We start from the raw sequence: 12,072 nt of genomic DNA, 5'->3' as shown, positions 1-12,072 counted from the left end.
ATGAAAAAAAATTTTTTTGAATTCTTCGCTGGCGTAGGATTAATAAGAGAAGGATTAAGTTCCGATAATTGGATATGTAGTCTTTCTAGTGATGTTTCAACGGATAAAAAAGATACATATGTAAAAAACTATGGGGAAAAGGATTTTTTATTAGAAGATATTTGGAATATATCCAAAGATATTTCTGCTTTAGAAGGAAGTGCTTTTTTATATACAGCCTCTTTCCCTTGTACAGATTTGTCAATTTCAGGAAATAGAGCCGGCTTAGCAGGAATACATTCTGGAACCATAAAGGCATTTTTTGAAATCATAAAAATCAAAAAATCAAAGAATGAAGAACCAAAAGTAATTTTACTTGAAAATGTGAATGGCTTCTTAAACTCTCATAATGGAAAGGACATAAAACATACTATCGAAGCTTTTTCTGAACTTGACTATTACATTGATATTTTAGAAATTGATGCCAACTTTTTCACAGCACAAAGTCGAAAAAGGATATTTATAATTGCTGTTGAAAAATCATTAGCCGAAAAAGAAATGAAAATAAAAAATGAGAACGAAGAAGCTAATTGGTGGACAGAATTCGATAGTAATAAAAAAATAAGAACAGCACAAATAAAAAAAGTAATTTTAAATTGCCCTGATCTAAAATGGGGAATTTTTAAAATCAACTTCAATAATGAAATACATAATGATCTTGAAAAATACATACAAAAAAACTTACCAATGACTTCAAAAAAATGGTGGAATCAGACTAGAAAAGAATATCTTTATTCCCAAATGACAAGGACACACAAGGATAGGCTTGATTCACTGGTAAATGCTAAGAATTTATCTTATTCAACAGTTTTTAGACGAATGAGAAATGGTAAATCAACTGCTGAAATCAAAACAGATGGAATTGCTGGTTGCTTAAGAACACCAAGAGGAGGTTCGAGTAAACAGATTTTAATAAGATCAGGAAATGGTAGCTGGGACGTTCGTTATTTAACATCAAGAGAATATGCTAGATTACAAGGTTTAAGAGATAGTTATAAATTACCTGACATTGAAAACAAAGCATTATTTGCAATGGGGGATGCCGTATGCGTCCCTGTAATTTCTTTCATCTCTAAAAAAATATTGACCCCATTATATGAGCAATGGATATCAGATAATGAACAATCACCTCTATAAAAAACTATTTATGAAATACTAAATGATATAATAGAAACACAGTGTATTTATGAGAAAATTTAAAATAGATTTGAGATTATCTAGCTATTTGACAGTCCGATTCTCTTTTCGAGAAATTAGGATTAGATCAAAATTAATCGCGCCAGAGCATTTCAACGTCAATTTTGTAATTTAAATATGGTTTCGCGTTCTGATAGATTATATCCAATGCGTTTTCATCCATAAGTTCAAATGGAATACCTTCCATATTTTCCAGTCCATCTGCATGATGCAATGGGCGCTCTAGCCATTTCCATGCTTTTAGCACACTGCCTTCGACACCTTTCAGGCTTAGGATCTTCACAATATCTTGGATTTTTCTGGATATTTAAACCAGCTGATAGGTTTTAAGGCCGTTTTCCTTGCTCCGGCCACACGACACGGTAACTGTATATTTAAAATAGGCTTGCACAACTGGTTAGAAAGCACCGACCTTGATGTATGCATGATCATGCAAGTGCACGATGAATTGATCTTTGAAGTGGCTGAAAAAGACCTCGACGCCGCCCAAGCCAAAATCGTCGACATCATGCAGAACAGCAGCAAAATCGACGTGCCTTTGCTGGTAGAAGCAGGCGTTGGGGATAACTGGGACGAGGCGCATTAAGCGCCTCACAATAGGCAAAACAGGAAATCAGAGCTACCTAATAATGGTTAATTTCCATCTGAGATGACTCCACCATGCGCTTGTGGTTTACTTTGTGTACAGCAGAGGATGCTTTAAGCAGTAGGAAGTCACCATCAATGCCAAAAACAAAGTCTCAGTCTAAAACTAAGCACAGTGTATTGGGTCGCTTATGTCGTTCTTTGTTGAGCAAATTCTGGGCGCTTTTCTGGCGGGGATTGTTACTGCTTATCTTGGTCACAGTTTTATTCCGATTCGTTCCTTTGCCGACAACGGCATTTATGCTGCAAAGTGATTACCCTGTAAAGCAGGAATGGATTAGTATTGATAAGTTGCCTAATCATGTGGCGTTGGCGATGGTGGCTTCTGAAGATCAACGATTCCCCAAGCATTATGGTGTGGATTTCGCGGCCATTCGTAACGCGCTGAAGCAATATTTTAATGGCAACGGATTACGAGGCGCCAGCACCATTACCCAACAAACCGCTAAGAATATTTTTCTCTGGCCTGGGCAAAGTTTTCTGCGCAAAAGTCTGGAAGCTGGATTGGCGCTCGGTTTGGAAGCGCTTTGGGGCAAGAAACGCATTCTTGAAGTCTATTTGAATGTGGCCGAGTTTGGTAAAGGCATTTATGGTGTGGAAGCCGCCAGTCAGCACTATTTTGGCCGTTCCGCCGAACGTTTAACCAAGGATCAAGCGGCCCGTTTGGCTGTGTTATTACCCAGCCCTCGAACGCGTGACCCTGTTAACCTTACTCGCTACCTACGCAAACGTTCGGTCTGGGTTGAACTGCAAATGCGCCAATTAGGCAGCCATTACTTAGCCGCTATTCTGAAAAACTAACGCTTAATCACCTATTTCCAACACGTCTGCCCCATTTTCAACACCATGCTGAGGTGAGTGTTCGCTCACCCAGTTACCCAATAACTAATTGATTAAACATACATAATGCTTTCTTTCCGCTGACTATTATTTAAGCTACTCTTTAAGTCTAAGTCGTATGCTAGGAGAGTGGACTTGTTTAAACCAAATTATTTTTTATGGGTCACTGCCACTTTTATTTTATTGGCTATTTTCACTAGCCACCTGTATTTCAAGCTGGCTTGGGCTTGGTTCGCCTTATCTTTTTTTTCCGTCAGCTTAGCCTATTTATTGAACAAACCGACCATCTTTCGTAAACGCTCTGACGGCACTATGCCCTTTTATATCCGCTGGGTTTTTATGCCGTTTCTATGGAGCACTCAGCTCTATAACAGTTGGGCACGCAGCAATGACCCTGTGCCAGCTCTGCAAAAAATAGACGACGGGGTTTATCTGGCAAGACGGCTCTTTCCCTCCGATATTCACGACATAAAAAATGAAAAAATCCGTGCTGTATTGGATGTAACAGCGGAATTCAGTTCGTTAAATTGGATGTCTTTACAAGCCAATATCGATTACTTAAACATTCCCATTTTGGATCATTCGGTACCAACAGACACACAAATTCAACGGGCTTTAAACTGGATACACACTCATAAAAAGAACGGTCGGTCGGTCGTCGTACATTGCGCTCTTGGTCGCGGTCGCTCAGTTTTCATGGTGGCGGCCTATCTATTAAGCCAATATCCAGATGCCAAACCAAAAGAAATCATGAACAAAATCCGTGACATTCGCCCCACCGTTCGGCTCAATAACAAACAGTTTGAACAACTGAATCAAGCGTTTGAAAATAAGCGCCTAGTGGTACACAACAGTGCTTGGATTATTGCCAATCCGGTCGCTGGCAAACGTCAGTGGGAAGAAGAACACGACACCATACTGAAGCTCTTGTCAGGCTATTACAACCTGACGGTTAAAACCACCACACTTGAGGTCAATGGTACTGAGCTGGCCAAGCAGGCACTCAAAAACTCGCCAGATTTAGTCATTGCTTGTGGTGGCGATGGCACAGTAACGGAAGTTGCAACCGCCTTAGTTGGTACAAAAGTGAAACTTGGCATTATTCCATTCGGCACGACCAATGCGCTCAGTCATGCTTTATGTGGAAGCCTGTCAAAAATCCCATCAACCAAAACCATTTGCTTAAACATCATTGATGGCTGTGAACAACGCATTGATACGGCGACCTGTAACGACGAATTGATGCTGCTGTTGGCTGGTGTCGGCTTTGAACAACAAATGATTGAAAAAGCCGACCGTGAGAAAAACAACAACAGTGGACAAATCGCGTATTTACAGGATTTATGGGAAGCCATCAGCCAGAATGATGTCCATACCTTCAAGGTCACGCTCAATGACAGTGACACCTTTGAAATTGATACTCCCAGTTTGACCATTGCCAATGCGTCGCCAGTCACCGCTCTGTTAGCGCAAGGAAAAGGGGGGCCGGACATTAAAGATGGTGAACTCGATTTAACCTGGTTAGACCCAGAACGCATGCAAATCCTCAACCTTGCCGAGCTCGCTATGTTAGGCCTTGGAGATAACCGTCAAAAGCAAGGTAAAAGCCAGCAATCGTCTTCTGGCGTGTTCCATAAAACGGCCCTGAAAGTGGCTGTCGACATCCGTCAGATTGGACATTATGTGGTGGATGGGGAAGCACGTGAAGCGGACACTTTAGAAGTGGTTGTTAGACCAAAATCCTTGAGTGTCGTGGTACCGGAATCTGCATTAAAGGCGGACTCAGAGTAAGAGAAAAAAGTCTCTTATTCTCCCTTCCCTTGGTTATCCCTAGTAATAAGTGCTCAGCGCTTGATGTATCTCAGCTTTGGTATGGTTGATCCATGCCACACTCAATGAATCAGTCTATCCACTAGGCTATTTAACGAGAGGGATTTGTGATGCGCTACGACAAGATTGCAACATTTGATATTCCAACCATAGCAGCAGAAGGATTTGAACACGAGCCCGACGCCACTCGTGACTACTGGCAACATTCAGCAAAGAACACCTTACCACCTTACGATTTCATTTCACCTTACGCTCGTCATAAGACGTTACCAACCCCGGGAATAGAGCAGCGCAAAGCTTGGATCATTGGCGGCGGCGTTGGTGGTTTGGCGGCGGCTTTTTATCTCATTCGTGACGCTCATATGCCGGCCGAAAACATTTATATTCTAGAAGAAATGACCCTAGAAGGCGGCTCAATGGATGGCTCAGGCAACCCAGAAGAAGGTTATATCATCCGCGGTGGCCGAGAGATGAATTGGAATTACGATACGCTTTGGGACATGTTCCAAGACATTCCAGCGGCAGAGCTGCCCGAAGGTTATTCAGTATTGGATGAATATCGTTTAATAAATGACAACGATGCCAATTATTCGAAAGCGCGTCTCATGGCGAAAAATGGCGATATTCTGGATGCTAAAGAGTTTGGCCTAAACAAGTCCCAACAATGGGAACTAATCCGTTTAATGCTCAAGCGGAAAGAAGCATTAGACGACATTCGAATTGAAGATTATTTTAGTAAAGGCTTTCTTAAGAGTAATTTCTGGTTCTTATTTCGCTCTATGTTTGCCTTCAAAGACAGCCACAGTTTGCTTGAGACTAAGCTTTACCTGCACCGTTTTCTCGATTCAATCGACGGTTTTGCTGACCTGTCGGCCTTGGTTTTTCCAAAATACAATCAATACGATACCTTCATTAAACCCTTATCTGATTACCTTCGTCAGCAAGGCGTGCAGTTCCAATTCGCTACCCGGGTTGTCGATTTGGACATGCAGATAACAGAGGATCAAAAAATCGTGACGGGCATTCAAGCCATGGTTCGAGAAAATGACCAAGAACAGCCTCTAACGATCGCCGTTAATCATCAGGATTTGGTATTTGCTCTAACCGGTTCAATGACAGAGCAAACCGCTTACGCCAGCATGGAGACGGTGCCGCAATTAACCTGTGAACAAGATGACCCAGGGGAACAAAGTGGCTGGATGTTATGGAAAAACCTAGCGAAAAAATCCCCTGTGTTTGGCAAACCCGAAAAGTTCTACGGCGATACCGAACAATCCATGTGGGAGTCCGCGACGCTCACCTGTAAACCCTCACCATTAACCCAAAAAATCATCGAGCTGGCCGTCAACGATCCATACACAGGTCGCACTGCAACAGGCGGCATTATTACCTTTACCGATTCGAAATGGTTACTCAGCGTTACCTGTAATCGTCAACCTCATTTTCCCAACCAACCAAACGACACATTAGTACTTTGGGTCTATGGCCTATTAATGGATCAACAAGGGAACGCGGTAAAGAAAACCATGCCGGAATGTACTGGAAAAGAAATCATCACCGAGCTTTGCTATCACCTCGGATTACAGGATCAGTTAAAGGACATCCTCAGCAAGACCAAAATTCGAGTCGCACTTATGCCGTACATTACCGCTCAATTTATGCCTCGTGCGACGGGTGACCGACCTCATCCTGTACCAGAAGGCTGTACCAACCTTGGCCTGATAGGACAGTTCGTCGAGACTCGTAACGACATCATCTTTACCATGGAAGCGTCCATTCGAACCGCTCGTATTGGGGTCTATAAGTTACTGAACATACCCAAACAAGTACCAGACATTAGCCCGACTCAATATGACATTCGCAATTTGATTAAAGGCGCTCGCGCTTTAAACAGCAACAAACCCTTTTTAGGGGAAAGGTTATTGCATCGACTGTTGGATAAAACCTATTACGCTCACATTTTGCCGCCGTTACCAGAACCTGAACAGGTTAAGCAGTCTAAATTCGAAGAAGAATTGCATGAAATTTTAGACAAGGGCAGCACACTGATGCATCAGTTTGGCAATTGGATTCAGGCGTTAAGAGAGAATTTTTCAAATCGAGAATAAAGCACAAGCAGAACAGGCAAAGGCCGCCAGCTAATCGGCGGCCTATCGGGTTCCACTGGTCATATTATTCTCACTTTACCTTAGTCGCATGGATACTAAAATGAACGCCAAGCTAAGAGAAAGCAGACATGGATTGAATTGTTTGCTTCAAGACTCGCCCTTATAAAAGACGTTTTTATTGCGCTCGTCCTTTTTTAATCGCAAAACAAGGTTACAATGGCGACTTTTCAATTTTCACGGGAACGAAAATGCACACATCAGGCCGTCAAATAGGATTTTATAAAATCGCCATTATTTTGGGTTTACTGTCAGCGATTGGCCCTTTTGCCATAGATATGTATTTACCTGCCTTACCGCAAATTAGCCAATTTTTCTCTGTTGGCGTAGCAGAAATACAACTGAGCTTAACCGTATTCTTGATTGCCCAAAGTGTGTCACAACTATTCTATGGTCCCTTATCCGACAAATTTGGCCGAAAGCGACCTTTATACATTGGCATGATCATTTTCTTTTTATCCACTCTGGGCTGCATTTACGCGTCTTCTCTCAATGAGCTGGTTGTGTTTCGTTTTTTACAAGGCATTGGCGCCGCAGCAGGCGTGGTCATTGCTCGTGCGATTGTGCGCGATCTATACACTGGCATTGAAGCCACGAAATTGATGTCACTTTTGATGTTGGTGTTCGGAATTTCACCTATTCTGGCACCTTTGGTTGGTAGCACGATTCTCACGTTCACCGATTGGCATGGTATTTTTGTGCTCGTTGCCATTTGTGCAGGACTGGGGCTATTACTGATTCAATTCGGCCTACGCGAAAGTCACTCGCTTGAACAACGTCAACATACGCGTTCTCAAGGTAGCAGTTTACAAGCCTATTTAACGCTTTTAAAAGACCATCACTACATGGGGTTAGTATTTGCCGGCAGCTTTGCCCTCGCCAATTTCTTTATTTATTTGGCCAATTCCCCCTTTGTGCTGATCGAACATTACGGCCTGAACGAAACCCAGTACGGAATCGCCTTTGGTTTAAATGCCATGTGTTTTTTCTTATCCGCTCAACTGAATGGCCGTTTATGCTCCCTATATGGCATAGAGAATGTCATCAAAGCCGGAAAATGGATTGGTGCCATTGCCATGTGCTGTATGACTAGCTTGTATCTTGTTGGCTTCGATTCTTTGTATCTGTTTATGGGATGTTATTTGATCGCCAGTGCTGGTGTCGGCTTAGTGATTCCAACGACCTCGATTCTTGCGATGGAAAATCATGGTCGAATTGCTGGAACCGCATCGGCTTTATTGGGCACAATGCAAATTGCTATTGGTCCGATTTTTATTGCCATTCTAAGCCCACTGATGAACAAAGAACCTTTGCCTATGGTGTTGGGTATGACCTGTTGTTCGCTTATCGCCTTGCTCTTCGTGACTTTAACCTTATCGAAAAAAACACCTTTCGCTGAGGCATAAATTTGCTATAAAGAAAGTCTGATACAAGCATAATAAAAACGGAGGGACAAATGTCACAACATCATAACGGTTCTTGTTTATGTGGGCAGATCAGTTACGAGCTGAGTGGTGAGTTTAAAAAGTTCTTTTTGTGCCACTGCAGTCGTTGTCGCAAAACTTCTGGCACTTCACACTGTGCCAACCTGTTTGCACCAGGAGCTGAACTAACTTGGTTAAGCGGAGAAGATAAGATCGGCTTTTATCGCCACCCTGACAGCCAATTTGCTCGCGCTTTCTGCCAAACCTGTGGCTCCAATGTCCCGGTCGATGCCAAAGCCCGTGGTTTAGTCGTGGTGCCAGCAGGCAGCTTGGATTCTGATCTCGACATTAAGGCCCAAGCCAACATCTTTATGGGCAGCAAAGGCAATTGGGATGAGGACCTCAGTCAGGCTCCCTGCTTTGATGCTATGCCCAGCTAACACCAGATTAGAGTTGAGCCAGTTGTTGCGCTGCGACGATCAAGGTACTCTCGTCTTTGGCAAAACACAGGCGTATTAATTTCTGCCCTGTTGGTGGATTCTGATAGAAAACACTAACAGGGATCGCCGCCACACCCACTTGCTCAATCAGATGTTCGCAAAAGGCCACATCATCCAAATCACTGATGGCGCTGTAATCCAAGAGTTGAAAATAGGTGCCCTCACAAGGCAGCAATGTAAAGCGACTCCCCTCTAAGGCTTGACGCAATACATCTCGCTTTTGTTGATAAAAGCCAGCCAGTTCAGCACTGGCCTCTGGTACCTCATTAAGGTGTTCGGCGATGGCCTGCTGGAAAGGCGTTGCAGTGCAAAAGGTAACAAACTGATGGACTTTCCTCAGCTCTCGCGTTAACGCTGATGGGGCGACCACATAACCCACTTTCCAGCCAGTCAGGTGAAAACTCTTACCGAATGAAGAAACAATGACACTGCGTTCTCGAAGTAATTCATGTTGATGCACACTGACGCTCTTCGTTTGAAAATGAATAAATTCATAGACTTCATCCGACAACACATGAATATCTCGTGTCGAGATAATTTGCCAAAGCTGCTCTAGGTCTTCATTCTGCCAACAAGTTCCCGTCGGGTTATGCGGCGTATTGATTAATACTAAACGTGTCTTGTCTGACACTAGGGTGTCTACTTCAGTCCAATCAGGACGGAACGCTGGCGCCTTCAGCACCACTCGCTTACACACTCCACCCGCTAACTGAACAGCCGGTTCATATAGGTCATAAGCAGGGTCAAATAAGAGGACTTCATCACCAGGATGAACCAAGCTACTAATGGCATCAAAAATGGCCTCTGAAGCGCCACTGGTCACTGTGATTTCATTGACTGGATCGACTTTCCGGTCATAGTGACGAGCGATTAAATCGCCTATTGCGTCACGTAAAATGGGTAAGCCGGTCATCGGAGAATATTGATTATTTCCCTGTAACAACGCCTGTGAGGCACGCTCTAATAATCGAGTATCCGCTGGAAAATCAGGAAAGCCTTGGGATAAATTAATGGCGCCTTTTTCAGCTGCCAAAGCAGACATTTTGGTAAAAATCGTCGTGCCGACATTGGGCAATTTTGAAGCAATGTTCACAGTAGGGTGGCCTTACAGGGTCAATCGAAAAAGACTAAGTTAAAAGACTTAGTAGGTTTTGGTCAACTACTCTATAGAAGGTGCGAACAAGTCCTCTTGCCTCGGCAACCGCTCCTGCGTTGCCCTACTGCACCACATCCCTGTGGTTATGCATTGCTCTTATTACCCACATCCATGTAAGCGTACGGGTCTTTCAGAGAAAACGTCCTACTGCGTTGCGACTCTTTGAAAGGTACCTACATTCCTTCAGAGTCGCGCCTTATTTGACGATTTCTCTGAAAGACTGATGCTTAGTAGACTTATTCGTACCTTCCCTAGCCATTTGCAGCAAAAACAAAAAAGCCAAGGCAATGCCTCGGCTTTGGTTTTAAGGTGTTGTCTGATTAAAAACCACTAACCCGCTTGTAACGTCGGGTAATCGATATAACCTTCAGCGCCAGGGGAGTAAAACGTATCTGGGTTCGGTTGATTGAGATCCGCGCCTTGTTGTACACGAGTCACAAAATCAGGGTTTGCCAAAATACCGGTACCAAACGCCACACTGTCAGCTTGCTTGTTAGCAATCACTTGAGCGGCTTCGGCAGGTGTGTAACCCATGTTGACCATCAAATGCCCCTGATAAGCTTCTCGAGCAACAGGCACCACATCCGCTTGTTGTAGACCAAAGAAGTCGGCACGCATCAAATGTAGGTAGGCCAAATTATAAGGACTCAAGGCTTTCGCCAAGTAACTCACCAAACCAACAGGGTCACTGTCTTTCATGCTTTGGAAACTGTTCAAAGGTGACAAACGCACACCCACACGGCCACTGCCCATGACTGCCGTTACCGCATCCAATACTTCCATCAAGAAGCGAGCACGATTTTCAAATGATCCACCGTATTCATCTTCTCGTTGATTCGCGCTGTCTCTTAGGAATTGGTCAATCAAATAGCCGTTTGCCGCATGTACTTCCACACCATCAAAACCAGCTTCTTTGGCATTGATTGCCGCTTGTTTGAAATCCTGCACAATGTCGGCAATGTCCGCTTTGGTTAATGCTTTTGGCACTGAGTAGGCTTTTTTTCCTTCTGGTGTATGAGTCTCACCGTCAATGGCGATGGCGCTTGGCGCAACCGCTTCTTGACCACCATTTAACAAAGGGTGAGCGGCACGCCCCGCGTGCCAGATCTGCATAAAAATACGGCCGTCTGCTTTATGAACCGCTTCTGTCGTGAGTTTCCAGCCTTGGATTTGCTCAACAGAATAAATACCTGGGTCATTTCCAAACGCCGACGTACCTTCGCTGACCATAGTACATTCTGTAATCAACAAACCCGTTGAAGCACGTTGTGAATAATATTCTGCCATCAACTCATTCGGTTGATGTTCTGGTGCACGACAACGGGTAAGCGGAGCCATTGCAAAGCGGTTCGGTAGTTCAAAATCACCCAATTTAACCGGGGTAAAAAGTGAATTCTCTGTACTCATGTTGAGTCTCCAAAAAAATAAACTTGATATCAAAGATAGCTAGTTAGTGTGGCTAGGTAAGGGAATTTCAATCGCTTGCACGCTATTTACTGAATTGATATTTTTGGCGATTAAAACTGTTTAGCGGCACAACAAGCTATTGACTCCAGCGCTTACTCCTTTTAGATTAGGAATACAAAAAATATAACACGTGTAACATTTATGATAAAAACTCGAATGGTCCACCAAACCGAGGCGACTCGGAACAAGATTATCAATAAGGCCGAAGCATTGTTCATCCAAAATGGCTTTGCTGGTACTCAAATGATAGACATAGCAGCCGCAACTGGTATGAGCCGCAATACCTTGTATCGCTATTATCAAAATAAGTACGATTTGGGGTTCGCCATCCTAGTGGCCGCCCTACAGCGTAAAATGTCTTTTTATGACGACATCATCCATGGCATTTATGCCCAGCAATACCCAAACACTCTGCAAGGTATCGAAGCCTTGTTAAACGCCTATGCCGATCCACACTATGAAGACGACGACCGTTTTATTGCGGAATTTGATGGTTATTATGCCGGTGCTCGTATTCCAACTGAATTTCGCACTAAGCTGACCGAAGCCTTACCACAAGACATCACCGAACGCCTGACAGACATAGTGGTGCGCGGTCAAAACGATGGCAGTGTGCGCCATGATCTTGACGCAAATCATCTCGCGGTGACCTTACTGAATGCGGTTCCAACCTTTTATCGTCGAATGCTATTACGCCAAAACGCTCTAATGGAAATCGATCCTCGTGCCATTCAACCGCTCACACCTATGCTGATACAGCTCTTAATCGATGGCATGAAAGCCGTAAAACAAGCCTAAGAAGGATGACA

General features: G+C 43.7%; 11 protein-coding genes. 8 read left to right on the top strand and 3 right to left on the bottom strand.

Features of this window, described 5'->3' with window-relative positions:
* A complete protein-coding gene (locus MAR181_RS00765) occupies positions 1-1,176 on the top strand; it encodes a DNA cytosine methyltransferase (protein ID WP_144011186.1) in 1,176 nt (391 codons plus the stop codon).
* A 133-nt stretch (positions 1,177-1,309) separates the two neighbouring features.
* Here the strand turns inward: MAR181_RS00765 and MAR181_RS18295 are convergent, their stop codons facing one another.
* A complete protein-coding gene (locus tag MAR181_RS18295) occupies positions 1,310-1,519 on the bottom strand; it encodes a hypothetical protein (protein ID WP_144011185.1) in 210 nt (69 codons plus the stop codon).
* Positions 1,520-1,525: 6 nt separating this feature from the next.
* Between MAR181_RS18295 and MAR181_RS18575 the strand changes: the two genes are divergently transcribed.
* From MAR181_RS18575 to MAR181_RS00735, 6 genes are all read left to right on the top strand, one after another.
* On the top strand, positions 1,526-1,822 hold the full coding sequence (locus MAR181_RS18575; RefSeq protein WP_041651085.1) for a DNA polymerase: 297 nt from the start codon (positions 1,526-1,528) through the stop codon (positions 1,820-1,822).
* Between the two features lie 137 nt (positions 1,823-1,959).
* On the top strand, positions 1,960-2,682 hold the full coding sequence (gene mtgA, locus MAR181_RS00755; RefSeq protein ID WP_013794696.1) for a monofunctional biosynthetic peptidoglycan transglycosylase: 723 nt from the start codon (positions 1,960-1,962) through the stop codon (positions 2,680-2,682).
* A 174-nt stretch (positions 2,683-2,856) separates the two neighbouring features.
* The gene (locus MAR181_RS00750; protein WP_013794695.1) at positions 2,857-4,512 is read left to right on the top strand and encodes a diacylglycerol kinase family protein; all 1,656 of its coding nucleotides are present in this window, start codon (positions 2,857-2,859) and stop codon (positions 4,510-4,512) included.
* A 149-nt stretch (positions 4,513-4,661) separates the two neighbouring features.
* Positions 4,662-6,659 carry an oleate hydratase gene (locus MAR181_RS00745; RefSeq protein WP_013794694.1) on the top strand — a complete coding sequence of 666 codons (1,998 nt, stop codon included), beginning with the start codon at positions 4,662-4,664 and terminating at the stop codon, positions 6,657-6,659.
* Positions 6,660-6,907: 248 nt separating this feature from the next.
* Complete coding sequence (locus tag MAR181_RS00740) at positions 6,908-8,122, top strand: multidrug effflux MFS transporter (protein WP_013794693.1); 1,215 nt, start codon at positions 6,908-6,910, stop codon at positions 8,120-8,122.
* A 50-nt stretch (positions 8,123-8,172) separates the two neighbouring features.
* Positions 8,173-8,580, top strand: coding sequence for a GFA family protein (locus tag MAR181_RS00735; protein WP_013794692.1), 408 nt, complete (start codon positions 8,173-8,175; stop codon positions 8,578-8,580).
* A 7-nt stretch (positions 8,581-8,587) separates the two neighbouring features.
* Here MAR181_RS00735 and MAR181_RS00730 read toward each other — a convergent pair whose 3' ends face one another.
* Both MAR181_RS00730 and MAR181_RS00725 read right to left on the bottom strand, forming a co-directional pair.
* Complete coding sequence (locus tag MAR181_RS00730) at positions 8,588-9,733, bottom strand: methionine aminotransferase (protein ID WP_013794691.1); 1,146 nt, start codon at positions 9,731-9,733, stop codon at positions 8,588-8,590.
* A gap of 393 nt (positions 9,734-10,126) precedes the next feature.
* The gene (locus MAR181_RS00725; protein ID WP_013794690.1) at positions 10,127-11,203 is read right to left on the bottom strand and encodes an alkene reductase; all 1,077 of its coding nucleotides are present in this window, start codon (positions 11,201-11,203) and stop codon (positions 10,127-10,129) included.
* A 201-nt stretch (positions 11,204-11,404) separates the two neighbouring features.
* Between MAR181_RS00725 and MAR181_RS00720 the strand changes: the two genes are divergently transcribed.
* Positions 11,405-12,061 carry a TetR/AcrR family transcriptional regulator gene (locus tag MAR181_RS00720; RefSeq protein ID WP_013794689.1) on the top strand — a complete coding sequence of 219 codons (657 nt, stop codon included), beginning with the start codon at positions 11,405-11,407 and terminating at the stop codon, positions 12,059-12,061.
* Positions 12,062-12,072 lie beyond the last annotated feature (11 nt).

The organism is Marinomonas posidonica IVIA-Po-181 (assembly GCF_000214215.1).
Classification (GTDB): domain Bacteria; phylum Pseudomonadota; class Gammaproteobacteria; order Pseudomonadales; family Marinomonadaceae; genus Marinomonas; species Marinomonas posidonica.
Note: the sequence above shows the minus strand (reverse complement) of the source record. Positions and strands in the feature narration are given on the sequence as shown.

Excerpts from the sequence above, each read along its gene's own strand:
- MAR181_RS00765 (WP_144011186.1), top strand. The coding sequence starts at position 1 with ATGAAAAAAAATTTTTTTGAATTCTTCGCTGGCGTAGGATTAATAAGA.
- mtgA (WP_013794696.1), top strand. The coding sequence starts at position 1,960 with ATGCCAAAAACAAAGTCTCAGTCTAAAACTAAGCACAGTGTATTGGGT.
- MAR181_RS00745 (WP_013794694.1), top strand. The coding sequence starts at position 4,662 with ATGCGCTACGACAAGATTGCAACATTTGATATTCCAACCATAGCAGCA.
- MAR181_RS00740 (WP_013794693.1), top strand. The coding sequence starts at position 6,908 with ATGCACACATCAGGCCGTCAAATAGGATTTTATAAAATCGCCATTATT.
- MAR181_RS00735 (WP_013794692.1), top strand. The coding sequence starts at position 8,173 with ATGTCACAACATCATAACGGTTCTTGTTTATGTGGGCAGATCAGTTAC.
- MAR181_RS00725 (WP_013794690.1), bottom strand. The coding sequence starts at position 11,203 with ATGAGTACAGAGAATTCACTTTTTACCCCGGTTAAATTGGGTGATTTT.
- MAR181_RS00720 (WP_013794689.1), top strand. The coding sequence starts at position 11,405 with ATGATAAAAACTCGAATGGTCCACCAAACCGAGGCGACTCGGAACAAG.